The 24078-nt window shown below is 65.8% G+C and carries 20 protein-coding genes; 6 read left to right on the top strand and 14 right to left on the bottom strand.

Annotated elements, in window-relative coordinates:
* Positions 1–144: 144 nt before the first annotated feature.
* The 4 genes from ACQR1D_RS03810 to ACQR1D_RS03795 all read right to left on the bottom strand — a co-directional run bounded on the left by ACQR1D_RS03810 (position 145) and on the right by ACQR1D_RS03795 (position 4410).
* Positions 145–1314 (bottom strand): ABC transporter substrate-binding protein, encoded by a 1170-nt coding sequence (locus ACQR1D_RS03810; RefSeq protein ID WP_315801619.1) that lies wholly within the window; start codon positions 1312–1314, stop codon positions 145–147.
* 261 nt (positions 1315–1575) lie between these two features.
* Positions 1576–2796, bottom strand: a complete 1221-nt coding sequence (locus ACQR1D_RS03805) for an ABC transporter substrate-binding protein (RefSeq protein ID WP_434838130.1) — start codon at positions 2794–2796, stop codon at positions 1576–1578.
* Positions 2797–2842: 46 nt separating this feature from the next.
* The gene (locus tag ACQR1D_RS03800; protein WP_315801621.1) at positions 2843–3166 is read right to left on the bottom strand and encodes a 2Fe-2S iron-sulfur cluster-binding protein; all 324 of its coding nucleotides are present in this window, start codon (positions 3164–3166) and stop codon (positions 2843–2845) included.
* A gap of 8 nt (positions 3167–3174) precedes the next feature.
* A complete protein-coding gene (locus ACQR1D_RS03795) occupies positions 3175–4410 on the bottom strand; it encodes a cytochrome P450 (protein ID WP_434838131.1) in 1236 nt (411 codons plus the stop codon).
* 77 nt (positions 4411–4487) lie between these two features.
* Here ACQR1D_RS03795 and ACQR1D_RS03790 point away from each other — a divergent pair, with 77 nt between their 5' ends.
* The 3 genes from ACQR1D_RS03790 (at position 4488) to atzF (ending at position 7917) form a co-directional block, all read left to right on the top strand.
* Positions 4488–4994 carry a MarR family winged helix-turn-helix transcriptional regulator gene (locus ACQR1D_RS03790; protein ID WP_315801623.1) on the top strand — a complete coding sequence of 169 codons (507 nt, stop codon included), beginning with the start codon at positions 4488–4490 and terminating at the stop codon, positions 4992–4994.
* A 345-nt stretch (positions 4995–5339) separates the two neighbouring features.
* Positions 5340–5882, top strand: coding sequence for a DUF805 domain-containing protein (locus tag ACQR1D_RS03785; RefSeq protein WP_434838132.1), 543 nt, complete (start codon positions 5340–5342; stop codon positions 5880–5882).
* Between the two features lie 247 nt (positions 5883–6129).
* Positions 6130–7917: an allophanate hydrolase gene (gene atzF, locus ACQR1D_RS03780; RefSeq protein ID WP_434838133.1), complete on the top strand. Its 1788-nt coding sequence runs from the start codon at positions 6130–6132 to the stop codon at positions 7915–7917.
* Between the two features lie 175 nt (positions 7918–8092).
* Here atzF and ACQR1D_RS03775 read toward each other — a convergent pair whose 3' ends face one another.
* From ACQR1D_RS03775 to ugpB, 10 genes are all read right to left on the bottom strand, one after another.
* Positions 8093–8824 (bottom strand): GntR family transcriptional regulator, encoded by a 732-nt coding sequence (locus ACQR1D_RS03775; RefSeq protein WP_315801626.1) that lies wholly within the window; start codon positions 8822–8824, stop codon positions 8093–8095.
* A gap of 2 nt (positions 8825–8826) precedes the next feature.
* On the bottom strand, positions 8827–9219 hold the full coding sequence (gene hpxZ / locus ACQR1D_RS03770) for an oxalurate catabolism protein HpxZ (protein WP_315801627.1): 393 nt from the start codon (positions 9217–9219) through the stop codon (positions 8827–8829).
* The gene (locus ACQR1D_RS03765) at positions 9200–10600 is read right to left on the bottom strand and encodes an AtzE family amidohydrolase (RefSeq protein WP_316237367.1); all 1401 of its coding nucleotides are present in this window, start codon (positions 10598–10600) and stop codon (positions 9200–9202) included. Before ACQR1D_RS03765 ends, hpxZ begins: the two co-directional genes overlap by 20 nt.
* A gap of 10 nt (positions 10601–10610) precedes the next feature.
* Positions 10611–10790, bottom strand: coding sequence for a DUF4089 domain-containing protein (locus ACQR1D_RS03760; RefSeq protein WP_315801629.1), 180 nt, complete (start codon positions 10788–10790; stop codon positions 10611–10613).
* 26 nt (positions 10791–10816) lie between these two features.
* Complete coding sequence (locus ACQR1D_RS03755) at positions 10817–12631, bottom strand: dipeptide ABC transporter ATP-binding protein (RefSeq protein WP_434838134.1); 1815 nt, start codon at positions 12629–12631, stop codon at positions 10817–10819.
* Positions 12632–12808: 177 nt separating this feature from the next.
* Entirely contained in the window at positions 12809–13708 is a 900-nt protein-coding gene (locus ACQR1D_RS03750) for an ABC transporter permease (protein ID WP_316237369.1), read from the bottom strand.
* Positions 13705–14718: an ABC transporter permease gene (locus ACQR1D_RS03745; RefSeq protein WP_434838135.1), complete on the bottom strand. Its 1014-nt coding sequence runs from the start codon at positions 14716–14718 to the stop codon at positions 13705–13707. The genes ACQR1D_RS03750 and ACQR1D_RS03745 overlap by 4 nt, the downstream gene beginning before the upstream one ends.
* A gap of 196 nt (positions 14719–14914) precedes the next feature.
* The gene (locus ACQR1D_RS03740) at positions 14915–16537 is read right to left on the bottom strand and encodes an ABC transporter substrate-binding protein (protein WP_434838136.1); all 1623 of its coding nucleotides are present in this window, start codon (positions 16535–16537) and stop codon (positions 14915–14917) included.
* A 213-nt stretch (positions 16538–16750) separates the two neighbouring features.
* Positions 16751–17704, bottom strand: coding sequence for an aminoglycoside phosphotransferase family protein (locus tag ACQR1D_RS03735; protein ID WP_434838137.1), 954 nt, complete (start codon positions 17702–17704; stop codon positions 16751–16753).
* A 27-nt stretch (positions 17705–17731) separates the two neighbouring features.
* Positions 17732–19057: a sn-glycerol-3-phosphate ABC transporter substrate-binding protein UgpB gene (ugpB, locus tag ACQR1D_RS03730; RefSeq protein WP_434893802.1), complete on the bottom strand. Its 1326-nt coding sequence runs from the start codon at positions 19055–19057 to the stop codon at positions 17732–17734.
* A 518-nt stretch (positions 19058–19575) separates the two neighbouring features.
* Here ugpB and ACQR1D_RS03725 point away from each other — a divergent pair.
* Genes ACQR1D_RS03725 through ACQR1D_RS03715 form a run of 3 tightly spaced genes read left to right on the top strand, consistent with a single transcriptional unit; the run spans position 19576 to position 24016 of the window.
* The gene (locus ACQR1D_RS03725; protein WP_409997902.1) at positions 19576–21561 is read left to right on the top strand and encodes a sensor histidine kinase; all 1986 of its coding nucleotides are present in this window, start codon (positions 19576–19578) and stop codon (positions 21559–21561) included.
* Positions 21531–23276 (top strand): ATP-binding response regulator, encoded by a 1746-nt coding sequence (locus ACQR1D_RS03720; protein ID WP_316182052.1) that lies wholly within the window; start codon positions 21531–21533, stop codon positions 23274–23276. Before ACQR1D_RS03725 ends, ACQR1D_RS03720 begins: the two co-directional genes overlap by 31 nt.
* Complete coding sequence (locus ACQR1D_RS03715) at positions 23273–24016, top strand: response regulator (protein ID WP_434891646.1); 744 nt, start codon at positions 23273–23275, stop codon at positions 24014–24016. The genes ACQR1D_RS03720 and ACQR1D_RS03715 overlap by 4 nt, the downstream gene beginning before the upstream one ends.
* Positions 24017–24078 lie beyond the last annotated feature (62 nt).

The following is a 24078-nucleotide window of genomic DNA, read 5'->3' as shown; positions in this document are numbered from 1 at the left end:
CCCCTCACTTCACGCTTAAAAAGACGGCGGCAGAACCCGTTCCAGGCGCTGCCGCCATGTCCGTCCCGATCTTAGGCCGGAGATGTTTTAAGCTTCAAGCAAATTCCAGGCCTGTTTCGGCCGCTGGCTCGGAATTCTTTTCGCTCACTTCATCGGGCACTTGTCGTGGAAGCGGTCCTGGTCGTTCTCGACGATGGTGGCGACCGTCTTCAACGAGAGCTGGCCGTCGGTGTCCTTGACCACGTCCTGCAGGTAGAAGTTCTGGATCGGGATGTGGTTGTTGCCGAATTTGAAGGAGCCGCGCAGCGACTTGAAGTTGGCCTTCTCCATCTCGGCCTTCATCGCGTCCTTCTTGGACGTGTCGCCCTTGACCGCAACCACGGCGCTGTTGATCAGCTGGGCCGCGTCATAGGCCTGGGCGCCGTAATAGGTCGGACGCAGGCCGGTGTATTTCTTGCGGTAGTCGGCGACGAACTTCTTGTTCTGCTCGTTCGGCAGGTCGTTGACCCATTCCTGGGCGCCGGGCACGCCGATCGCATTGTCCTTCTGCAGCGGCAGCGACAATTCGTCGACGGTGAAGGCGGTGTAGAGCGGCATCTTCTCCTTGAGCCCGGCCTGCGCGTATTGATTGAGGAACTGCACGCCGGCCGCACCTGGATAGAACACGAAGATCGACTCGGCGCCGGAGGCGCGCGCCTTGGAGAGCTCGGCGGAGAAGTCGAGCTGGCTCGGCCACACCGTGTATTCCTCGCCGACGACCTGGCCCTTGAAGGTGCTCTTCACGCCGGCCAGCATGTCCTTGCCGGCGGCATAGTTCGGGCCGATCAGGAACACCGACTTGACGCCCTTCTGGTTCATGTAGAGGCCCATCGCGGCGGGCGTCTGGTCGTTCTGCCAGGAGGTCGAGAACACGTAAGGCGAGCACAATTCGCCGGCGAGCTGCGACGGGCCGGCATTGGCCGAGATCAGGAAGGTCTGGGAATCCACCGCGGTCTTCAGCGAGGCCAAGAGCACGTTCGACCAGATGTAGCCGACGATGAAGTCCACCTTGTCGGACTGCACGAGCTTCTCGGTCTTCTGCTTGCCGACGTCAGGCTTCTGCTGGTCGTCCTCGTAGATCACCTCGACCGGCTTGCCGTCGATCTTGCGGCCGAGATGGTCGAGCGCGAGCTCGAACGAGTTGCGCATGTCGTTACCGATCACGGCGGTCGGACCGCTGAACGTCGAGACGAAGCCGATCTTGATGGTGTCGCCGGCAAAGGCCGTGCTCGAAAACAGCAGCGCCGCGGCGCTCGCCAGCCAGAAGCTCTTCATGGTCTTCTTCCCCTCAGACAAATCGTTCTTATCGTTGTTTCGTCGCCGCTACGCAGCAGCACGACCAGCGGCGGCGTTTCGCCGCAGCATCCGTCGCGCGGTTCTCATCCTGCGCGCGATCGACCCATGCACCATAATTCCCAGAAACGGGCAAAGGCAAGAACTATAGTGCTTGTTAAGGATACTGCATCACAGCAGAAGCCGGCCGCGTCGGCATGACACGGCCGGCTGGGATGCTCGTCACGGCACCCGCAAAGAGCGTCACTTCACCAGCGCGCAACCACCTTCGGCGATCGGACGAAACGCCTGCTCGGCCGGGATCGTCGAGACCAGACGATAGTAGTCGTACGGATATTTCGACTCCTCCGGCTTCTTCACCTCGAACAGATACATCGGATGCACCACGCGGCCGTCGGCGCGGATCATGGTTTCGCCAAACAGCTTGTCCTTGCCCTTCACCGTCTTCATCTGCGGAACGACGTCCTTGGCATCGTCGCTGCCGGTGGCCGCAACCGCATTGAGGTAGGCAAGCGTCGAGGCATAGACGCCGGCCTGGTTGCCGCTCGGCATCTTGCCGTTCATGCCGGGGCGCGCCGCGAAGCGCTTGGCGAAGGCGCGGGTGTCGTCGTCCATGTCCCAGTAGAACGCTTCGAGCAGTTGCAGGCCCTGCGCCGCCTTCAAGCCCATGCCGTGGATGTCGTTGATGAAGAGCAGGAACGCGACCAGCGACTGACCGCCCTGCTGGATGCCGAACTCGGACGCCTGCTTGACCGCGTTGATGGTGTCGCCGCCAGCGTTCGCCAACCCGATGACTTTCGCCTTGGAGCCCTGCGCTTGCAGCAGGAACGAGGCGAAGTCCGTCGTACCGAGCGGATGCTTCGCCGAGCCCAGCACCTTGCCGCCGTGCTTCTCGATGTAGTTGGTGGCCTCCGCCTCGATGCCCTGGCCGAGCGCGTAGTTGACCGTGATGAAGTACCAGTCCTTGCCGCCACGGCCCATCATCGCGGCCGCCGTGGTGTTGCCGGTCGCCCAGGCGTCGTTGACCCACTGTATGGTGTTGGGCGAGCACGCCTTGCCGGTGAGATCGGAGCTTGCGGTCGACGAGGCCAGGAAAGTCATGCGGCTGTTGCGCAGCAGCTCGTTGACCGTGAGGCCGACGGCCGAGTTGGGCACGTCGACGACGGCATCGACCTTGTCGACATCGAGCCATTTCCGCGTGATCGCCGAGCCGACATCGGCCTTGTTCTGGTGATCGGCATAGACGATCTCGACCTTGATGCCTTTGCCGCCGCCGTTGAAATCCTCCGCCGCCATGCGCGCGGCCTCGACCGAGCCCATGCCGTTGGTGTCCTGGAAGATGCCGGAGATGTCGTTGAGCACGCCCACGCGCACGACGTTGTCCGAGATCTCGCCGGCGGATGCTCCGGCCGAGACGCCCAATGATGCGGCCAGCGCGAGCGCACAGGTCCTGAGTTGCTTCATGTGTTCCTTCCCCATGTGTTGCTTGTTTTGATTGTTGTCGAAGCCGTCAGCTCTGCTTGTCCGGGATACGCACGACCAGACCGGCCAGCGCCGGCTGCACCTTGATCTGGCAGGACAGGCGGCTGTTCGGCAGCCGCTCCGCCGCCGTGCCATCGAGCAGCGCATCCTCGTCGTCGGAGACCGGATCGAGCCTCGCTGTCCAGGCGTCGTCGACATAGACGTGGCAGGTGGCGCAGACGGCATTGCCGCCGCATTCGGCGACGATGCCATCGATGCCGTGGGTCAGCGCCGCGAGCATGACGCTGGCGCCGTCCTCGGCCTCCACGCTTTCGCTGCGGTTGTCGGGATGAAGGAAAGTGATCGTCGTCATGGCAAGACTCAGGCTGGAGTGCAGGCTGGGGTGAACGTCACCGGCAGGCTCTCCAGCCCGCGCAGCGTGTTGTTGTAGCGGCGCTTCGGCTGGCCGCTCATCGTGATGCTCCCGACCTTGCGCGCAAGCGCCGTCAGCACCGCCTCGCCTTCGAGGCGCGCAACCAACTGACCGACGCACATGTGGATGCCCGAGCCGAAGCCCACGTGACCTGATACTTTTCGAGTGACGTCGTAGCTGTCCGGCTGCTCCCAGCGGCGGGGATCGCGATTGGCGGCACCTAAGAACATCAGCACCTTCTCGCCTTCGGGAATGACGACACCGCCAAGCTCGACGTCCCGCGTGGTGGTGCGGAAGAAGGTCTGCACCGGGCTTTCGAAGCGCACGGCCTCCTCGAACGCGTTGCGCGCCAGCGACGGATCGGCGCGCAGCCGCGCCCATTGGTCTGGAAAGCGGGCAAGACAATAGACCGCGGCGCCGATGCCATAGACCGTGGTGTCGAGGCCGGCCGACAGCAGCGAGCGCACGAGCAATGGCGCCTCGGCCGGCGTGATCTCACCGGTGTCACTGAAGGCATGGATGCAGGCGCCGAAGCCGCCGGGCGTGAGATTGTCGCGCTGGCACTGCTCCGTGACATAGGCCTGGTGCGGCGCCGAGCGCTCGATCGCCTGCTGTCGCAGCTCATTCGGCGGACCGAAGGCGTTGAACACCAGGCTCGCATAGGGAATGAGATGCTCGCGCCCCTCCGGCTTCAACCCAAGCGCATCGGGGAACACCGACAGCGGATAGCCCTCCGCGAGATCCGGAATCGCGTCGAACGAGCTCCGGCCTACGAGCTCGTCGATCTTGGCCTCGGCCGCCGCCATGAAGCCGTCGCGCAGCCGCTTCATGACGGCCGGCGACAGCACCTTGCTCAGCACGGCGCGGGTGCGCGTATGCGCAGGCGGATCCGCCTCGAGGATCAGGCTCGGCGGCCGCCACGGCTTTTCCTTGGCGAAGTCGCTCAAGCCCACGCCGCGGCTGGAGCAGAATGTCTGGGGATCGTTGAGGACGGCATAGACCTCGGCATAGCGGGCGACGCCGTAGACGTTCCACGCGTCCAGATGGACGACGGGGCCGGCCTCGCGCATCTCCTGATGCGCCGGATAGGGATCGTCGAAGAATTCATACGAAAACGGATCGATGGCGAGGTGCGGGATGGCCGGCGCCACGCCGGCAGCGGGGGAAAGACCTGTTGGGTTCATGCGGAGCTCCCGAAGTTTGGCCTTGTCATGCGGCTTTTCGTATCCGTATGAGTGGCGATGCATGGACGCTGGGGATCATGAGCGAGAAATCCGGGACGCCGCGCAAAGCGCCGCCGCGCGAGCCTGAGGGGCACGGCCTCACGCTCGATCTCGACCGCTATGTGCCGGCCTTCATCACCTTCATCGCCAACAAGCTGTCGAACAGCGCCACCGCGTTCTATCAGGGCAATTTCGGCGTCAACGTCACCGAATGGCGGATCATGTCGCTGCTGGCGATCGAGCCGGGCATCCCGGCCTCGCGCATCTGCAGCGTGATCGGCTTCGACAAGGGGCCGGTCAGCCGCACCCTGGCGCTGATGAAGGGCCGCGGCCTGATCGCGATCCGCAACGATCCGGCGGATGGCCGTAGCCATTCGATTTCGTTGACGGCCAAGGGCCGCGCGACGCACGACAAGGTCATCGTCGCCGCGCTGGAACGCGAGCGGCGTCTGCTCGCCTGTCTCGACAAGGATGAGCGGGAAGTCCTGATCACCCTGCTGCGCCGGATCCACGACAATCTCGACGCCGTCACGGGCGCGAGCTGAGCCACTTCGGCGGCCACCGCCGAGCGGCCGCCCTGTCCGCTGCGGCAATCTGTTGGCGCGCGCGCAAGCGGCCGCGCCTGCGTCGAGCAGGCTGCGCATCACGTTCCCGTCCCTTCTTCAAGACGCGGATCATTCCGCGCCTCATTGCTGATCGGGTCGATCGTTCCACAGATTAGTTGCTTTAGCAACGATATATTTTCGGCCGCGCGGGATGTCGCAGCGCGAAAGCGCCGTCGCACGCGATCGATGCAATTCTAATTATCGGCGAAGGCGGGCGGCAATTTCAGCCTGATATGCCATGTCGGCCGCGCCCTCGATTGCGGCTCGGCCTGCGGGGAGTGGCGGATGTTGGGGTTCATTTTCGGTTTCAATGCGCGTCTCGGCCGTCTGCAATATTTTCTCGCCTCGCTCGGTCTTGCGCTGGTTTCGGTGGTCCTGATCGTGGTTGTGGCCGTCGGCCTTGCCGCGCTCGCCCCGCAGACGTCGGCGCTGACGGTGAGCTTGCCGATCATGGTGCTGATTGGCCTTTGCCTGGTCGCGAACCTGATGCTGCAGGCGATGCGCTTCCGCGACATCGGCTGGGACCCGGTCTGCGTGATCCCGGCCTGGATTGCCGTCATGGTGCTGGACTACGTGATCGCCGGCCGGTTTCCCGAATACGCGGCGACATCATCGCACCACGGCACGTGGGTTGGCGCGCTGGTCAATCTCGGCCTGAGCGTTGCACTGCTGTTCTTCCCCAGCGGGGCTGACGACGTTCCATCGTCGGGAACCACCGTGAGCCGCCCGCCGTCTGCATCGCTCCGGACAGCCCGTGGCACGGGCTCGGCCACCGAGGCACGGCTCGCGCGCATCACCGGCGGGGAGGCCGAGCGGCGCGGGTACTAGGTGGCGCCGGCGCCCAACCTGCCCATCAATTAGGCAAATCGCCTTCGGCAACCGTGTCCGATCGCCCAACGGCTTGTCGGACGGCATACCAACTCACTGACTTTCAAGATTTTTCCCTTGTCGGGCCCGCATCCCGGCCGTGTACACAATGGCACATGGCTTGCTACGTTCGCAGCAGGATTGGCGAAGCGGAGCGCAATAGAATGGCAGGCCAGAGTTGGGGCTCGGACGAGACGCGGAGCGCCGCGTGACCGAGACCATTGCCGAGATCGTCGCCGCCCATCGCGCCGGCCTGACAAAGCCAAGCGACACGATCGCGCGCTGTTACGCCCGGATTCGCGCGCACAACGACCCCGCCATCTTCATCAGCCTGCGCGGCGAGAAGGACGCGCTCGCGGAGGCCGAAGCCCTCGCCGACAAGGACAGATCGCTGCCGCTCTACGGCGTGCCCGTCGCGGTGAAGGACAACATCGACGTGGCGGGGCTGCCGACCACCGCCGCCTGCCCGGCCTTCGCGTACACGCCATCTCGCGATTCCACCGCGGTGGGGCGGCTGCGCGCGGCCGGCGCGATCATCGTCGGCAAGACCAATCTCGACCAGTTCGCCACCGGCCTCGTCGGCGTGCGCTCGCCCTATGGCATTCCGAAGAACCCGGTGCGCGCCGATCTCGTGCCGGGCGGATCGAGCTCCGGCTCTGCCGTGGCCGTCTCGGCCGGTCTCGTGCCGCTGTCGCTCGGAACGGATACGGCGGGCTCCGGCCGCGTGCCGGCGATGCTCAACAACATCGTCGGGCTGAAGCCGAGTCTGGGCATGATCTCGACCACGGGCCTCGTGCCGGCGTGCCGCACGCTCGACTGCATCTCGGTGTTCTCGCTCACGGTCGACGACGCGGTCGCGGCGCTGTCGGTGATGGCAGCGCCCGATCCGCTCGATCCGTTTTCGCGCGACCGCCCCGTGGCCGCTGTGACGGCCTTTCCGAAGGGCGTGAAGCTCGGCATTCCCCGTTCGGGCCAGCTGATCTTCTTCGGCGACAAGGCCGCCGAAGCAGGCTATGCCGCCGCGGCCGCACGCTTCGCCAAGCTCGGCGCCGAGCTCGTCGAATTCAACCTCGAGCCGTTCTATGAGACCGCGCGGCTGCTCTACGAAGGCCCGTGGGTTGCCGAGCGCTATCTCGTGATCCGCGATCTCCTCGCCTCCGATCCCGACGCGATCCATCCGGTGACGCGCGAGATCACCATCGGCGGCGCGCGCGGTAGCGCGGCCGACACGTTTGCCGCGCTGTATCGTCTGCAGGGGCTGCGGAAGGTGGCGGAGCGCACGTTCGCAGACGTCGACGCGCTGGTGCTGCCGACGGCGCCGACCGCCTATACCACCGCGGAGGCGCTCTCCAACCCGATCGAGCTCAACAGCCGGCTCGGCACCTACACCAATTTCGTCAACCTGCTCGATCTTTGCGGGCTCGCCGTGCCTGCCGCCATGCGCAGCGATGGCATTCCGTTCGGCGTCACGCTGCTCGCGCCGGCCGGGCGCGATGCGGCGCTCGCCAGCCTCGGGCGCGCCTTTCATGCCGACACGGCGCTGCCGGTCGGCGCCAAGTCGATCCCGCTGCCGCCGCTCGCGCCTGTGTCACCGTCACTGCATGGCGACGAGATCGCCATCGTCGTCGTCGGCGCGCATCTCTCGGGCATGGCATTGAACCACGAACTGACCAGCCTCGGCGGGCGTCTGCTCGAGGCGACGACCACCGCCCCGGACTACAAGCTCTATGCGCTGTCGACCACGCCGCCCAAGCCCGGCATGCTGCGCATCGACGATGACAAGGGCAGCGCCATGGCGGTCGAGATCTGGGCGCTGTCGGCCGCCGGCTTCGGCCAATTCGTCAACCTGATCCCGCCGCCACTGTCGATCGGCACCATCCGGCTGACGGATGGCCGCACCGCCAAAGGATTCCTCGTCGAGCCCGCCGCGCTCGACGGTGCGCGCGACATCTCCGAGTTCGGCGGCTGGCGCGCGTATATGGCGCAGAAGGACTGACGGCTCCACGCGCAAAATCGTAGGGTGGGCAAAGGCGCGTTCACACGCTCTCGCCGAGCGAGATAGCAGCGGCGCCGTGCCCACCATGCCGCTGGTGATCAGCTCGCCGTGGGACGGTGGGCACGCTGCCGCCGAACGGCGGCTGCTTTGCCCACCCTACCGCTCGAACGAAAACCTACACCGACACCGCGTAGATCTCGTATTCGCCGCGCACCAGCTCGATATGGGCACGCATCGCGTTCGCCGCGCCGGCCTTGTCGCCGCGCAGGATGGCGACGACAACGCGGTCGTGCTCCGCATGCGACTTGGCAAGGCGGCCGAGATTGCGGAACTGGGCGCGGCGGAACGGCTGCACCCGCACCCGCGTCGCCAGGGTGATCTCGGCGATGTAGGCATTGTGCGCGCCGGCATAGATCGCGTTGTGGAAGCGCTCGTTCACCTCGTGGAAGCGCTCGGGATTGCCGGCGTGGCTGAGATTGCGCAGCTCCTCGTGGATGGCTTCCAGCCGCTGCCGCTCGACTGGCGTCATGCGCTGCGCCGCGAGACCGGCGCACAGGCCCTCGAGCTCGGCCATCGCCTCGAACATGCCGGTGAGGCGGTCGGCCGAGGGCCGCGCCACGACGGCGCCGCGATGCGCACGCGCCTCGATCAGCCCGGACGTCGCCAATTGACGCAGCGCCTCGCGCACCGGCGTGCGCGAGACGTTGAAGCGCTTGGCGATCTCGGTCTCGTCCAGCGGCGCCCCCGGCGCCAGCGCGCCGCGCACGATATCGTCGGCGAGTTGCAGGCGCAGCTCCTCCGCGCGCGTGATCTTCGCAACCGCAGGCGGCGCGCGGTCGATGCGCTTGATCTCGGACTCGCGGGCGGGCCGCTGGCGCGTTCGCGGCGGTAGATCGTCCAGGCTCATCTTCAGCCGCCCTTTGCTTCGTCGATGATGCTGACATGGGCGGCGACGATCTTCCAGCCTTCCGGAAACCGGACCCAGGTCTGCATCTGGCGTCCGACCTTGCCGGGCGCGGTGTCACGATAGAACAGCGTCGAGGCGACCGCGGCGTCACGGCCGTAGGTGGTGATCACGGTGCGCGCGGTCCGCCGCATCAGTCCTGCCGGCGAGCGCGCGGCGCGAAACGCCGCGATCTCGCTGTAGCCGTAGAGGTTCTCGCCGATGCCGTAGCGCAGCGTGCGGGAGTCCTGCTTGAACAGCTCGTCGAGCACGGCGACGTCGTTGCGGACCAGCGCCTGTTCATAGCGCTGGAACTGCGCGGTGACTTCCGCGACGACGTCAGGCAGATCGACTTCCATTCTCCAGAACTCCTCTCGGGGCCGGCGCAGCGGCGACGCCAAGCTGTTGCAAGGCGTGGGCCACACGCAATGCGACATGTTCGCACCAGGGCGCCGCGATGATCTGCACGCCGATGGGCATCGGCTCGAGCGGAATCGGAACGGCGACGACGGGGAGCCCGATGAACGAGATCGGCTGCGTGTGAATGCCGATATTGGCGCGCACCGGCAGCTCGACGCCGTCGAGCACGAAGGTCGCCTGCCCGAGCCTGGGCGCAACGCAGGGCGTTGCGGGCGCGATCAGCACGTCGACAGACTTGAAGAGTTCGAGCACCTTGCCGCGATACCAGCGGCGGAATTTCTGCGCGCGGTCCACCATCGGCGCCGGAATCATCGCACCCGCAATCAGGCGGTCGCGCACCGCCGGATCGAAATCACCCGCGCGCGTGCGCAGCCGGTCGAGATGCAGCGAGGCGCCCTCGGTGGTGCTGATGACATAAGCCGCGGCGCGGGCGCGCGCCGCTTCGGGCACCTCGACCACCTCGGTGACCTCTAGCGCAGCCGCGACACGAGCGACCGCTTCGGCGGCTTCAGGAAACAGATTCGTCTGGAAGTGCCCTCCGGCAAGGGCGATGCGCAGACTGCCGATGCCTTGCGAGAGCTGGCCGGAGACCGGCTCCGGCGCACGCGCGGTGCACGCGGCGTCGTCCGCATCTGGCCCCTGCATCACGTCATAGGCGAGCGCGAGATCCTCGACCGAGCGTGCGAACGGACCGAGATGATCCAGGCTCATGACGAACGGAAACGAGCGCGCCCGCGACAGCCGGCCGTAGGTCGGCTTGAGGCCGAAGATGCCGCAGAACGACGACGGCACGCGGATCGAGCCGTTGGTATCGGAGCCGAGCGCAATCGGCACCAGGCCGCCGCCGACAGCGCTGCCCGAGCCGCCGGACGAACCGCCGCTCATCCGCGTCGGATCGTGCGGATTGCGCGACGGACCGTCATGGACGTTCTCGCCGGTGAAGTCGTAGGCGTATTCGCCCATGTTCAGCGCACCGACCAGGACGGCGCCGGCGGCTTCCATGCGCGCGATCAGCGTCGCATCGCGTGTCGCCGGGGTGCGATCGCGGTTGATCCTGGAGCCGGCGCGGGTCGGCAGCCCCTCGACATCGAACAGGTTCTTCACCGCGAACGGCACGCCGGCGAGCGGACCAACCGGCTTCCCGGCCGCAATGTCGGCATCCACGGCGCGGGCCTTCGCGAGCGCCCGCTCGGCGGTGACGTCGGTAAACGAATTGAGCACACCATCGCGGGCCATGATCCGCGCCAGCGCGGCGTCGGTCGCCTCGACGGCGGTGAGCTTGCCGGCGGCGACCGCGGCGGCGACGGCGCTCGCGGTCATCTCGGGAGAACTAAGCGGTGAAGACACTGGCAGGCTCGGCTTCGTCGGGCAGGGAGAATTCGTCGACCAGCTTCGCCATCCTCAGCGAGACCTCGAGATTGGCCCGGATCGCCGGGCGCCACGCGTCCTCGATCGGCAGGGCCAATGCACGCCCGACTGCGTCGATGTAGTCGTCCAATGGCTCCGCCATCAGCTTTTCCCTTCAAGCTTTCACGCTCAATGCGCCGGCAATGGCGGGTGCGGAATCGCCGTCAACAACTCCCGCGTATAGGCATCCTGCGGATCACCTAGCACACGTTCGGAGGTGCCTTCCTCGACGATTCGACCCGACCGCATCACGATCACACGATCGCACAACAGCCGCACGACATTCAAATCATGGGAGACGAACAGATAGCTCATACCTAACTGCTGCTTGAGGTCCTGCAGCAGATTGAGCACGACCGCCTGCACGGAGACGTCGAGCGCCGCCGTGGGCTCGTCGAGGATGACGAGCTTCGGGTGCAGTGCGATGGCGCGCGCGATGCCGACGCGGGCCTTTTGGCCGCCGGACAATTGATGCGGGAAGCGGTCGAGCAGGTTGAGCGGCAGACCGACCATGGTCGCGAGCTCCTCGCAGCGCGCACGAAGCGCGTCGCGGCCCCTGATATCGCCGAGCTGCAGGACTGGATCGGCGATGGCGCGCGCTGCGGTGAAGCGCGGGTTGAGGCTATCGGTCGGATCCTGGAACACCATCTGGATCCGGCTGCGCAGCGGCAGCCGGGCAAACGCCTGCGGCAGGATGTTGCCGATCTCCTCACCATCGAAGCTGATGCGGCCCGACGTCTGGTCGAGCAGCCGCATCACCATCATCGACGTGGTCGATTTGCCGCAGCCGGATTCGCCGACCAGGCCAACGCTCTCGCCATGACCGACCGTGAAGCTGATGCCGTCGACCGCGCGGAACACCTCCGGCTCGACCGCCGGCCTCCGTCCGAACAGCTTTGACAGTGTCGCGGTAGCGCCCTGGCGCGGATATTCCTTGACCAGCTTGTCGACGAGCAGGAGCGGCCGAACGCTACCCGCACTCCGCTCGCCCTCCCCACTCCGCTCGTCACCCCCGGGCTTGCCCCGGGGGTCCATCGCCTGGAGCGAGTCCTGCGAAGTGGGATGGATGGCCGGGTCAAGCCTGGCCATGACGGAGAGAGTATTAGGCGCCGCCAGCGCCTCCTCCTCCGGCAGCAGATCCCGCAGCGACACGCCGAGGCGCGGCGTCGCGCGCATCAGCTTGCGCGTGTAGGGATGCTGCGGGTTGGCGAAGATGTCGGCGGCCTTAGCGGTCTCGACCACCCGGCCCTTCTCCATCACCACCACGCGATCGCAATAGGCCGCGGCGAGACCGAGATCATGCGTGATCAGGATCGTCGACATGCCCCGGCTCTTGGTGAGCTCGACGACCAGGTCCATCACCGCCTTCTGCGTGGTGACGTCGAGGCCGGTGGTCGGCTCGTCGGCGATCAGGAGCTGCGGGTTGCAGGCCAGCGCCAGCGCGATGACGACGCGCTGGCACATGCCGCCGGACAATTCGAACGGATAGGCGTGGTAGCGCTCGCGCGGGCGCGCGATCTTGACCTGCTCGAGCGCAGCTATGGCCTTCTCGGCGCGATCGGTTGCGGCCGCCTGGGCGTGCTGTTTCAGCACGTCCTCGATCTGCTGGCCCACCTTGCGGATCGGGTTGAGGGCCGCGCGCGGGTTCTGAAAGATCATCGAGATCTCGCGCCCGCGCAGATCGCGCATCGCGCTTTCCTCGGCCGCCCTGACGTCGACGCCGGAGAACATCACCGATCCCTCGGCAATGCGCCCGGCGCGATCGAGGATGCGCATCACCGCATACGACGTCACCGACTTGCCCGAGCCGGACTCGCCGACGATCGCGAGCGTCTCGCCCTTGGCGACGGAGATATCGACATGCTGCACCGCCTTGACGACGCCGCGCCGGGTGGAGAATTCGACCGTGAGATCGCGAACGTCGAGCAGCGGCTGGGCGGTCATGTGTGGCTCCGCGTATTCCCATCGTCATGCGCGGGCTTGACCCGCCTGCGGGGCCGAAGCCCCTTCGGCGCGGCGAAGGCCCGCGCATCCATCAGACCGACGAAGTCTCGCTTGAGGGGATGGATTGCCGGGTCAAGCCCGGCAGTGACGGAGTTTTGTTGGGACACCCTCATCCCATTACGTCCTGCGCTGCGGATCGACGATGTCGCGCAGGCCATCGCCGAGCAGATTGAAGCAGAACACCGCGATCATCAGCGCAAGGCCCGGAAACAGCGCGATCCACCATTCGCCCGACACCATGAACGAGGCACCCTCTGCGACCATGATGCCCCATTCCGCCGTCGGCGGCCGCACACCAAGGCCGATGAAGGACAGGCCGGCGGCATTGAGGATGGCGTAGCCCATGGTCAGCGACATCTGCACGATCATGATCGGCATGATGTTCGGCAGGATGTGGCCGAGCAGGATGCGCATCTCGCTGTTGCCCGACAGCCGCGCCGCCTGCACGAAGCCGGCATTGCGGCGGACATTGGCCTCGGCCCGCGCGACGCGCGCATAGAGCGGGAAGTTCACGATCGCGGTGGCGATGATGATGTTCTGCACGGTGTTGCCGAGCGCGGCGACGATGCCCATCGCCAGCACGAACAGCGGGAACGCCATGATCGTATCGGCAACGCGGCCGACGATGCGATCGGTCCAGCCGCCGAAGAAGCCGGCGGCGACGCCGGCAAGTCCGCCCATGAAGAACACCAGCGCCACTGATGCGACCGCGATGAAGGTGTCGAGCCGGGTCGCGACCACGACGCGGCTGAAGATGTCGCGGCCGAGCTGATCGGTGCCGAACCAATGCGCCGCCGATGGCGGCTTCAGCGCCGACGCCGTGTCGCTGGCCAACGGATCATACGGCACGATCCACGGGCCGAAGATCGCAGCAAACAGGATCACGACCAGAAGCCCGAAGGCGAAGCCCGTGACCTTGTTCTCGGCCAGCACATAGCGCGTGTGCCCGATCAGGGCCATGAGACCGGAGGTGCGGGCGGAGACAGCGGGCTCGAGGGTCGGCGCGACGGTGCTCATCCTTCCAGCCTCACACGGGGATCGATGACGCCATAGAGAATGTCGATGACGAGGTTCAGGACGACGTACATGACGGCCATCGTCAATACGAAACCCTGCACCGGCGCGAAGTCGGAGGCGATCAGCGCCTCGACCGCGTAGGAGCCGATGCCGGGCCAGGCGAACACCTTCTCCACGAGTACGTTGGCGCCGAGCAGGAAGGAGAACACCATCGACAGCGTGGTGATGACCGGAAGCATGGCGTTGCGGAACGCGTAGGTCACGGTGACGGTCGAGGGCGACAGCCCCGAGGCGCGCGCCGTGCGCACGAATTCCGACGACAGAACCGAGAGCATCGAGGCGCGCGTCATGCGCGCGATCGGCGCCAGCGAGAAGATCGCCAGCGTCGCGGCGGGCAGGATCAACTGGCTCAGCGCCGAGCGGAACGCCTCACCGTCACGCGCGATCAGCGTATCGATGAGGTAGAAGCCGGTCACGGGATCCGGCGCGCTATAAAACACGTCGAGCCGGCCGAGCGGCGCCGGCGACCAGCCGAGCCGGAAGTAGAACACATACACCAGCACCAGCCCGGTGAAGAACACCGGCAGCGAGACGCCCGCGGTCGTGACGATACGGCAGGTATGGTCGATCCACGACCCCGGCCGCGTCGCCGCGAGCACACCGAGCGGCAGCGCGATCGCGACCGAAACCAACAGACCGAGCAAGGTGAGCTCGGCCGAGGCCGGCAGGCGGTTGCGGATCTCGCTGGCGACCGGCTGGCCCGTGGTCAGCGAACTGCCGAGGTCGCCATGGGCGAGATCGACGGTGTAGCGGAAGAACTGCTCGATCAGCGGCTTGTCGAAGCCGAGCTTCTTGCGGATCTGCTCGACGGCCTCCTTGGTGGCGGCAGGTCCGGCAAAGTACGCGGCGGGATCGCCGGGCAAGGCGCGGGTGAGCAGGAAGGTAACGATCACGACGCCGATCAGCGAAGGGATCGCGAAAGCGAGGCGCTTGGCGATGAGCATCAGCATGGCCAAGGTCTCGCCGGATTTTCCACCGCTCCCACGGCAATACGCAGTCTGCTCCCTCCCCCCTTGTGGGGGAGGGCTGGGGTGGGGGGTGAGCCGCGGCGGCGGTGGGTGGGGCTACCCCCCTCCCCGCCCCTCCCCCACAAGGGGGGAGGGAGTGAGAGAGCTCGGCTCACATAACCAAGGCAGCTCACGCAGCTCATCCCTTCACCAGCGCGCGATAATCCAGCCGACGGTGGAACCAGTACTGATAGCCTGAGATGTTCTTCTGCATCGCGACGTTGACGAACGGCTGATACAGCGGGATGCGCGGCACCTCGGCGAAGGCGAGGTCGACGAAGCCCTTCACATCGGCATCATACGTCGCCTTGTCCCCGGCCGCGGCGGCGTCACGCGCGCCGTCGATGAACTTGTCCATCACCGGCGACTTGTAGCTCATCGTGTTGAACACGGAATTGTTGCCGTGATAGCACCAGTAGAAGAAATATTCGGGGTAATCGAGCCAGCCCGAGAAGATGTTGGTGAAGAGCGGCATCTCCTTTTTGTTCAGCTCGGTACGCCAGTTGGCGCCGGGTACCTTGTTGATCGTGGTCTTGATGCCGAGCTGGGCGAGGCTCTCCTGCACGAGCACGCACAAAGGCTCGTTGACCTGCGCAAAATTGAGGTCGAAGGAGATCGTGGTTTCGAAGCCGTTGGCGTAGCCGGCTTCCGCCAGCAACGCCTTGGCCTTCTCCATGTCGGTGAAATACTTGGTCGGCTGCGGCCACGCCACCTCGGTCGCCTTGTCGGCTGGCGCACCGAACATCGGATTGGCAAGGCCGAACATCACGGCATCGATGATCTTCTGATAGGGCATTGCATAGGCGAGCGCCTGCCGAACCCTGGGATTATCGAACGGCGGCTTGGTCACGTTCATGCCGATATATTGGATACCGTTGGAGATCGGTAGCGAGATCACGGTGTGCTTGCCGTTCGACTTCATCTCCTGGAAGTCCTTGTTCGGCAGCTCGTAGGAGATGTCGGCATCCCCGCGCTCGAGCAGCGCGCGCCGGTTGCCCGCCTGCGGCACCATGCGCCAGATCACACGCTTGATTTTCGGCAGCGGACCGCACACCCAGTCGTCGTTGCGCTCCATGATGACTTCGGTGCCGGCGGTCCACTTCGTCACCTTGTAGGCGCCGGAGCCCGCGGTCTGCTGCTTGGTGTATTCGAGCCCCCACGGATCCTTGTCGGTGGCGTTCTTCTTCACCAGTTCGGAGTTCACGACGCAGGGTACGATGACGGCGAGATCTGGGATCGTCAGCCGATCCTTCTTCAGGAAATCGACCCGCACCGTGTGGTCGTCGACGATGACGAACTGCTCCGGCTTGGTCAGCGAGCCCGCGCTCATCTGGAAAGTCGGAAAGCCGCCGACGCTGACGGCGCGATCGAGCGACCACTTCACGTCCTTGGCGGTGACCGGCGTGCCGTCGTGGAATTTGGCGTTCTTGCGGAGCTTGAAGGTGGCGGACATGTCGCCGATGGTCATGTCCTCGGCCAGCTCGGGCTTGAACTTGTCGCGGTCGTAATACGGCACCCCGCCGGGACCGCTCTTCATCTCGTGGCTGATCAGGCGGTCGTAGCAGTTCCAGGAGACCTCATAACCCGGCACGTTGGTGCCGACGCCGTGGATGTCGAGGTTGTTGGGACCGCCTTCGGACACGATCAGCAGCGTCTCGGACCGCGCATCGGCCTTGGCGGACGACATGATCGCCGGCGCCATTGGCAGCGCGGCTCCCGCAGCCAGACCGGACACGGATTTCAGAAAATCGCGACGCTTCATCAAATGCTCCCACCAGAATACGACCGGCGGGAACGGTGATCGCAAGCTTCGTGCCAAGCCTCACGATCGACTAAGCCGTTGAAATTGCGGGTCTCACGACCTCAAACCTCGCGTCACCTCCATGCAGAATTGCATACATAAGTGCGAATTTGCACAAATTATAGTCTCTCAATATGCCATGCGACCGATTTACGCAGGCGGGACACCGGAACATCAGTCCGGCCAGATCAGGGCCTGCAACTGATCGAAGTTGCGGACCCTGCTGGGCCAATCGGGAATGCAGATGTGCCGGACAGGATCGCTGGCCTGATGCAGCAGCATCAAGACCAGCAGCCGCCGCTTCAGCTGCCAGGTGACGTCGGCCGGCGCAAATCCGTATCCCGCGAACAGCGCGCGCGCGCGGTCCGGATGGCCCGCGGCCATGAAGGCGCTCGGCCCGAGCAGGTCGTATTCACCGAAGCCGGCCATGACGTCGCCGAAATCGAACAGACCGCTGATGCGCCAGTCGTCACCATGGCGAGAGACGAGAAAGTTCTCCGGAATGTATTCGCCGGTCAGGATGACGGGCCGTGGGTCCGGAGGCAGCAGCGCGGCGGCGTCGCGCAGGAGATCATCCAGGCCAGCCAGCAGCGCCTCGGGCATACCGAGCCGCTGATGGCGGGCGCGGCAGCCTGCGAACTGCCCTTGCAGGAAGTCGGACCAGCGCGGGCCGATCGCGAGCAGTTCGCCAGGGGGCACAAGCTGCACCTCCGCAATCAGCTCTCCGACGTCTCTCAGCAAGGATTGCTTCCCGCGCTCGTCGAGCCCGGGCCAGACCTCAGCGGCCGGAATGCCGTCGAGCCGCGTCATGATCAGATAGGTCCAGCCGTCGCGGTCGCCTTCGTGCAGCAACTCGGGCGTGGCGACCTGCTTCAAGCGTCCGGCGAGCACGCGCAGCGTACTCCGCTCGGACAGAAACTGGCGCCGATGGAACGGAGGAAACAGTTTCAGGATCAGCTCGCCGCCGATTCCCGCGACGAGGTTGGTGCCGGCTGCAAAGGGAGCGAGGCCCGGATGCTCGCAACCGTGGTGGCGCACGATATCGCGCGCCACCGGCAGCCATGCCGCGACATCAGCGCGAAGGCCAAGCAGCTCGGCGCCCGCAGTGATGTCCGGCAATCGGCCCATCAGTGGCTCACTCGTGCAACGCCGTCATCAGCGATCCGGGCTCGCGCGCTCGAACTGGCGCAGCAGACGGTTGCCGCGCTCGACGGCGGCATCGAGCGCCGTCTGCGCCGGTTTGCGGCCGCTGAAGGCCAGCTCCATCTCGTCCTCGATGGCATCACGGATCAGCACGAATGAGCCGAGCCGCAGGCCGCGCGAATTCTCCGTGGGCGGATTGAGCGTCACCTGCTCGATCGAGATCGCCGCGCCTGGATTGCGGTCGTAGAAGCCCTGCGCGCGTGTCAGATCGAAGGCCGCCTGCGTGATCGGCAGATAGCCCGTATTCTGGTGCCAGGCGGCCTGAACATCGGGCCGCGACAGATAGGCGAAGAACTTGGCCACGCCCTTATACTCGGCCGCCGGACGGTCGCGGAGCACCCACAGCGTCGCGCCGCCGATGATCGAATTCTGCGGCGCGCCCGCAATATCGGGCCAGTACGGCATCATGCCGTAGCCGACCTCGAACTTCGAATTCGCCTTGATGTCGGCGCGCGTCGCCGAGGAGCCGATGAAGATGCCGCACTCGCCCTTCTGGAAACGCGGCTCGGCTGCCTGGCCGCGGCCGCCATAGTCGAAGACCTTGCTCTTCTGCCATTCCGCGAGCTGGGCGATGTGCCGAATCACCTGTGGATTGTTGAATGTCAGCACGGCGTCCAGTCCGGCAAAGCCGTTGGCCCGCGTGGCGATCGGCAGATTGTGGAAGGCGGAGAAATTCTCCACGTTGATCCAGGCCGGCCACGACGTCGTGAAGCCGCAGGCAACGCCATTGTCGCGCAGCCGCCGGGCGGCCTTGCCGAGCTCGGGCCAGGTCTTCGGCGCCGCGCCCGGATCGAGCCCGGCCGCGCGAAACTGATCCTTGTTGTAGTAGAGGATGGGCGTGGAGGCGTTGAACGGAAACGACAGCATGTTGCCGTCGGCGTCGGCATAGGTGCCGGCGATGGCGGGCAGATAGGCCGACGGCGAAAAGCTCTCCTGCTCGTCGCGCATCAGCTCGTAGACCGGGTAGATCGCGCCCTTGGCCGCCGTCATCGTCGCGGTCGCGATCTCGTTGACCTGCACGATCGCCGGCTGGCTGCGCGAGCGGAATGCGAAGATGGCCGCCGTCACGGTCTCCGTATAGCTGCCCTTGTAGCTCGGCACGATGCGATAGTCGGACTGCGAAGCATTGAAGTTGGCGGCCAGCCTGTCGACCTGCCTGCCGAGCTCGCCCGACATCGCATGCCACCACACGATCTCGGTCGCGGCCTGGGCCGTGCTTGCACAAACAACCGTCCAGAGCAGGATTGCAGACGGAACAGAACGCCAGAGGACCGTCACCGGGAGCCAACTCCAATTCCATGGATGAATCTGCCTGGGCTGAGATCGCAATCGGACCGAAAATGGGGCCCAGCAACCCAGAGCTGCAACAAACTATCAACAAACCATTGACGCGTATCGCTTTGACGTCAGAATGGACTTATAGCACCTGTTCGGGAGAGCATTGAACCTTTTCACATCCGGGCCGACCTCATCATCAAGGGGAAAGTGTTGCCTGTGTACCGCGCCCATCTTTCGTCGATCTCGAGAGTGGACGTCACGCCGGTGCTGATGCGCGCTGAGGCGGGCGCGCGGTACCGCTCGTCCCTTTTACGCCTCCCGTACTCCGCGGCGCGGTTAAATGCGCCGCAGCATACAAATCCGGGTGCCCGCGGCGGATCGCGCGCAGGCCGGTTCCGTAAGCCCGGTCCGAGGTAGCGATCGTGGCGCGATCCGAGCAGCGGAAATCCGTCGCGCGGCCGCTCAGCCTGGCGGTCCTGGGGCGGGCACGAATCGTGCGCGCGCTGCGGGCGGTTCCGATCCGCTGGCGCATCCTCTCGATCGCCGCGCTGAACTCGGCGGTCGTCATCGTTCTGGCGGCGCTGATCTGGAATGGCGCGACGGTGCTCGGCACGGCCTGGGACGACGTCCGCCAGGTCCGCGAATCCGACAAGGTCCTGGCCCTGCTCGAAAGCGAGACCAGCCGGCTGCATAACCTCATCCATCGCTACATCAATCAGCCGAGCCCGGAGCTGTTCGCCGAGATCCTGCTGCTGCGCGAGGCCGTGCTCGGGACGCTGACGACGCGCGCCTCGACCGACCCGATGCTGTCGGGGTCGGTCGAGGAGCTGGAGCGCGTCACCGTGCGCTTTCTGGACGGCTTCGGCGAGCTGCGCAGCCTGCAGGCGACGATCTCCAAGACCTACGAGGAAGAGGTTCTCGGCCCCGCGCGCGACATCGCCGGGCTGTATTCGGTGATCGAAGGCGCGACCGGCCATCGCGACGCGCAGATCTGGCCCTCGCTCGGCAAATCGCGCGAGGCGTTCACCGCCATGCTGGTCGCGGCCAATTCCTACTATCTGTCGCTCGCGCCCGCCTCCGCCGACGACGCGCGCCGCAACACGGAGACGATCGAGAAGACCATTCCGGTGATGTCGAGCCTTGCGGACAATGATCTGCAGCGCCTGGCGCTGCAGCGGCTGTCGGCCCGGACCGCGGCACTGCGCGCGGGATTCTCCAAGCTCACCGATCAGCTCACCAACCGCACCGAGCTGCTGCGCAACACCATCGATGCGAGCCAGGCCGAGACCATCGGCGCCATCGACGGCCTGTCGGTGAAGATGCGCCAGCACGAGCAGAAGGCGCAGGCGACGTTCGATCGGACGTTGAAGGACATCTCCCGCCGCGTCCTCTCGATCGCGGTGATCTTCCTGGGAGTGATCCTCTCCGCCGGCGTGCTGATCGCCTTGTCGATCCGGCTGCCGCTGCAGCAGATCATGGCCTCGATGCGCGCGATCATGCTGGGCGACTACGACCGCGAGGTCCAAGGCACCGAGGCGCGCGACGAGGTCGGCGCGATGGCCCGCGCCGTCGAGACCTTCCGCGAGAACGCGATCGCCAAGCGCAAGACCGAGGACGAGCTCCGCGCCGCGAAGGAAGAGGCCGAGAGCGCGCTGCTCGAACTGAGCGCCGCACAGCGCAACCTGATCGATGCCGAGCGGCTGGCGGCGCTGGGCGGGCTCGTCGCCGGCGTCGCCCACGAGGTGAACAATCCGATCGGCATCAGCCTGACGGTGGCCTCCAGCTTCGCGCGCCGGGTCGAGATGTTCGAGGCGGCGCTGCGGTCGCCCGAAGGCGGCCTGCGCCGGTCGCAGCTGGAGGAGTTCGTGCGCACCTCGCGCGATGCATCGGAGCAGCTGGTCGCCAATCTGCAGCGCGCCGGCGAGTTGATCCAGTCGTTCAAGCAGGTCGCGGTCGACCGCTCCCATGCGGAGCGACGGACCTTCGTCCTGAGCGAGGCGACCGATCAGATCATCACCAGCCTCAAGCCGGTGCTCAAGCGCGCGCCGATCACGCTGGCGGTCGACGTCCCCGAAGGGCTCTTCATCGACGGCTATCCCGGGTTCTACGGTCAGATTCTCACCAACCTGTTCCTCAACGCCGTCAACCATGCCTTTGCCGACGGCCGCGCGGGCACCATCTCGATCACGGCGCGGCCGCGCGGCGCGGATGACATTGAGATCATTTTCGCCGATAACGGGGCCGGCATGACCCCCGACGTGCAGCGCCAGGCCTTCGATCCGTTCTTCACGACACGCCGCAACGAAGGGGGAACGGGGCTCGGGCTGCATATCGTCTACAATCTGGTGACGCAGCAGCTTGGCGGCCGCATGATGCTGGAATCCCGCGAGGGACAAGGCACCACCTTTCGGATTATCATGCCGCGGGTCGCCAAGGGCGGCGCCGAGACAGCAATGGGTGACGGAACGACGCAATGGCCGAACAGGACGATGTCCTCCAACTGATCGAGGATACCGGTTTCGACGAGGACGACCGTTCGGCCCGGAAATGGAAGATCGCCGTCATCGACGACGACCATGCCGTGCACGAAGGCACCCGCTTTGCGCTGTCGGACTACAGCCTGAACGGCCAGGGGCTGGAAATCCTCTCCGCCTATTCGGCGGCCGAGGGCCGCGCCCTGATGCGGGAGCACACCGACGTCGCAGCGGTGCTGCTCGACGTCATCATGGAGACCGACGTCGCCGGGCTCGAGCTCGTCGAATACATCCGCAACGAGATCAAGAACGAGACCGTCCGCATCATCCTGCGGACCGGACAGCCCGGCCAGGCGCCGGAGCGGCGCGTCATCGTCCAGTACGACATCAACGACTACAAGGCCAAGACCGAGCTCACCGCCGACAAGCTGTTCACCTCGCTGACGGCAGCGCTGCGCAGCTACCAGCAGCTCGAGCGCATGGTGCAGACAAGGCGCGGCCTGGAGATCATCATCGACGCCGCCTCGACGCTGTATGATTTCAAGTCGATGCAGCGGCTGGCCGAGGGCGTGCTGACCCAGATCGCGTCGCTGCTCAACGTCGATTGCGCCGGGATCCTGGTGCTGCGCGACGACGGCAGCCAGACCGAGGATTTCTCGGTGCTGGCCGGCTCCGGCTGCTACAGCCGCTTCTCCGGCGCCGTCACCTCGCGCTCGCTCGATCCCGACCTGCGCGACATGGTCGAGGCCGCCTTCAGGCAGCGCAGCAACGAATTCGCCGACCATCGCACCGTGCTCTATGTCCGCACCGGCTCGGGGCGCGAGGTCGTGGTGCTGCTGCAGGCGGAGCGGCCGCTGTCCGAGACCGACCGCTCGCTGGTCGAGATCTTCTCTAGCCGGCTGTCGATCGCCTTCGACAACGTGATCCTCTATCAGCAGCTGCATGAGGCCAACACCCAGCTCGAGGACCGCGTCGCCCAGCGCACCCGCGCGCTGATGCAGGCCAACCGGCGGCTGTCGGCGCAATGGCTGCGGCTGCAGCGCGCCAACGGCTTCAAGAACGAGATTCTCGGCACCGTCGCCCATGACCTGAAGAATCCGCTGGGCGTCATTCTCGGCCGCACGGAAATGCTGACCGAGTTGATCGCAACCGGTGCATCCGCCGAGGGCATCACCAGCCAGGTCGGACATATCCGTGATGCCGCCAAGCGGCTGACCTCGATGGTCGACCATCTGATCTCGGATGCGATGGCCGACGCCTTCGACATCACCATCCGCCGCGAGCCGGTCGACATCACAGCCCTGATCCACGAGGTGGTCGAGGCCAACCAGCCGCTCGCCCTCAACAAGCAGCAGGTCATCGAGGTGTCGGCGCCGACGCTGCTGTCGACGATGTGCGACATCGACCGGATCCGCGAAGCGATCGACAATCTCTTGAGCAACGCCATCAAGTACAGCCCGATCGGCGGCAGGATCATCGTGAATGCCTCGGACGATGGCGACAACACCATCATCGGCATCACCGACCAGGGCGCTGGCCTCTCGCCGGAGGATCTCGGCCGGCTGTTCGGCCGGTTCCAGCGGCTGTCGGCCAAACCGACCGCGGGCGAGAGCTCGACCGGGCTCGGCCTGTCGATTGTCAAACGCATCGTCGACATGCATGGTGGCGAGGTGACGGCCAGGAGCGAAGGGCCGGGATCCGGATCGACCTTCACCATCACACTGCCGGCGGCCGAATTGTCATGAGTCAGAGCCAGCACATCATCATCGTCGACGACGAGGCGCCCGCCCGCGAAATGGTGGGTGATTACCTCAAGATGCACGGCTTCACCGTGACCTTGTGCGATGGCGGCAAGAGCCTGCGCAGCGCCATCGAAACCGGCCCGGCCGATCTCGTCGTGCTCGACCTCAACATGCCCGAAGAGGACGGACTGTCGATCATCCGCGATCTCAAGGGCCGCACCAACATCCCCGTGATCATGCTGACGGCCACCGCCAGCCCGATCGACCGCGTGGTCGGGCTCGAGCTCGGGGCCGACGATTACGTCGCCAAGCCGTGCGAATTGCGTGAATTGATGGCCCGGATCCGCTCCGTGCTGCGCCGCAGCGGTCCAGCCAAGGCTGCGGCGGCCGTCACGGAGACCGCTCCGGCCCAGGCCAAAAACCCGCAATTGGTGCGGTTCGGCACCAAATGGCTGGATCTCGATGCCCAGGCGCTGCGCGACGACGAAGGCAACGAGCATCCGCTGACGGCTTCCGAGTACGGCCTGCTCAAAGTGTTCGCCGCCAACCCGAAGCGGGTGCTGTCGCGCGAGCGGCTGCTGGAGCTCGCCAATGCCCGCGATGCCGAGGCCTTCGACCGCGCCGTGGACCTGCGAATCATGCGGATCCGCCGCAAGATCGAGCCCGATCCGACCAAACCGGCCGTGATCCGGACCATTCGCGGCGGCGGCTACCTGTTCTCCCCGGCCGGCGAGAAGGCCTGAAACAGGCCGCGCGGCGGCGGCGAAAGCGGCCTCTGCACCCATACATCGTTCCGTAAATTGGA

Source organism: Bradyrhizobium sp. HKCCYLRH2047 (assembly GCF_051168175.1).
GTDB lineage: Bacteria > Pseudomonadota > Alphaproteobacteria > Rhizobiales > Xanthobacteraceae > Bradyrhizobium.
This window is presented reverse-complemented; position numbering and strand designations above follow the sequence as displayed.

Coding starts and splice junctions, on each gene's coding strand:
- ACQR1D_RS03810 (WP_315801619.1), bottom strand. CDS start 1,314: ATGAAGAGCTTCTGGCTGGCGAGCGCCGCGGCGCTGCTGTTTTCGAGC.
- ACQR1D_RS03805 (WP_434838130.1), bottom strand. CDS start 2,796: ATGAAGCAACTCAGGACCTGTGCGCTCGCGCTGGCCGCATCATTGGGC.
- ACQR1D_RS03800 (WP_315801621.1), bottom strand. CDS start 3,166: ATGACGACGATCACTTTCCTTCATCCCGACAACCGCAGCGAAAGCGTG.
- ACQR1D_RS03795 (WP_434838131.1), bottom strand. CDS start 4,410: ATGAACCCAACAGGTCTTTCCCCCGCTGCCGGCGTGGCGCCGGCCATC.
- ACQR1D_RS03790 (WP_315801623.1), top strand. CDS start 4,488: ATGAGCGAGAAATCCGGGACGCCGCGCAAAGCGCCGCCGCGCGAGCCT.
- ACQR1D_RS03785 (WP_434838132.1), top strand. CDS start 5,340: ATGTTGGGGTTCATTTTCGGTTTCAATGCGCGTCTCGGCCGTCTGCAA.
- ACQR1D_RS03775 (WP_315801626.1), bottom strand. CDS start 8,824: ATGAGCCTGGACGATCTACCGCCGCGAACGCGCCAGCGGCCCGCCCGC.
- hpxZ (WP_315801627.1), bottom strand. CDS start 9,219: ATGGAAGTCGATCTGCCTGACGTCGTCGCGGAAGTCACCGCGCAGTTC.
- ACQR1D_RS03765 (WP_316237367.1), bottom strand. CDS start 10,600: ATGACCGCGAGCGCCGTCGCCGCCGCGGTCGCCGCCGGCAAGCTCACC.
- ACQR1D_RS03760 (WP_315801629.1), bottom strand. CDS start 10,790: ATGGCGGAGCCATTGGACGACTACATCGACGCAGTCGGGCGTGCATTG.
- ACQR1D_RS03755 (WP_434838134.1), bottom strand. CDS start 12,631: ATGACCGCCCAGCCGCTGCTCGACGTTCGCGATCTCACGGTCGAATTC.
- ACQR1D_RS03750 (WP_316237369.1), bottom strand. CDS start 13,708: ATGAGCACCGTCGCGCCGACCCTCGAGCCCGCTGTCTCCGCCCGCACC.
- ACQR1D_RS03745 (WP_434838135.1), bottom strand. CDS start 14,718: ATGCTGATGCTCATCGCCAAGCGCCTCGCTTTCGCGATCCCTTCGCTG.
- ACQR1D_RS03740 (WP_434838136.1), bottom strand. CDS start 16,537: ATGAAGCGTCGCGATTTTCTGAAATCCGTGTCCGGTCTGGCTGCGGGA.
- ACQR1D_RS03735 (WP_434838137.1), bottom strand. CDS start 17,704: ATGGGCCGATTGCCGGACATCACTGCGGGCGCCGAGCTGCTTGGCCTT.
- ACQR1D_RS03720 (WP_316182052.1), top strand. CDS start 21,531: ATGGCCGAACAGGACGATGTCCTCCAACTGATCGAGGATACCGGTTTC.
- ACQR1D_RS03715 (WP_434891646.1), top strand. CDS start 23,273: ATGAGTCAGAGCCAGCACATCATCATCGTCGACGACGAGGCGCCCGCC.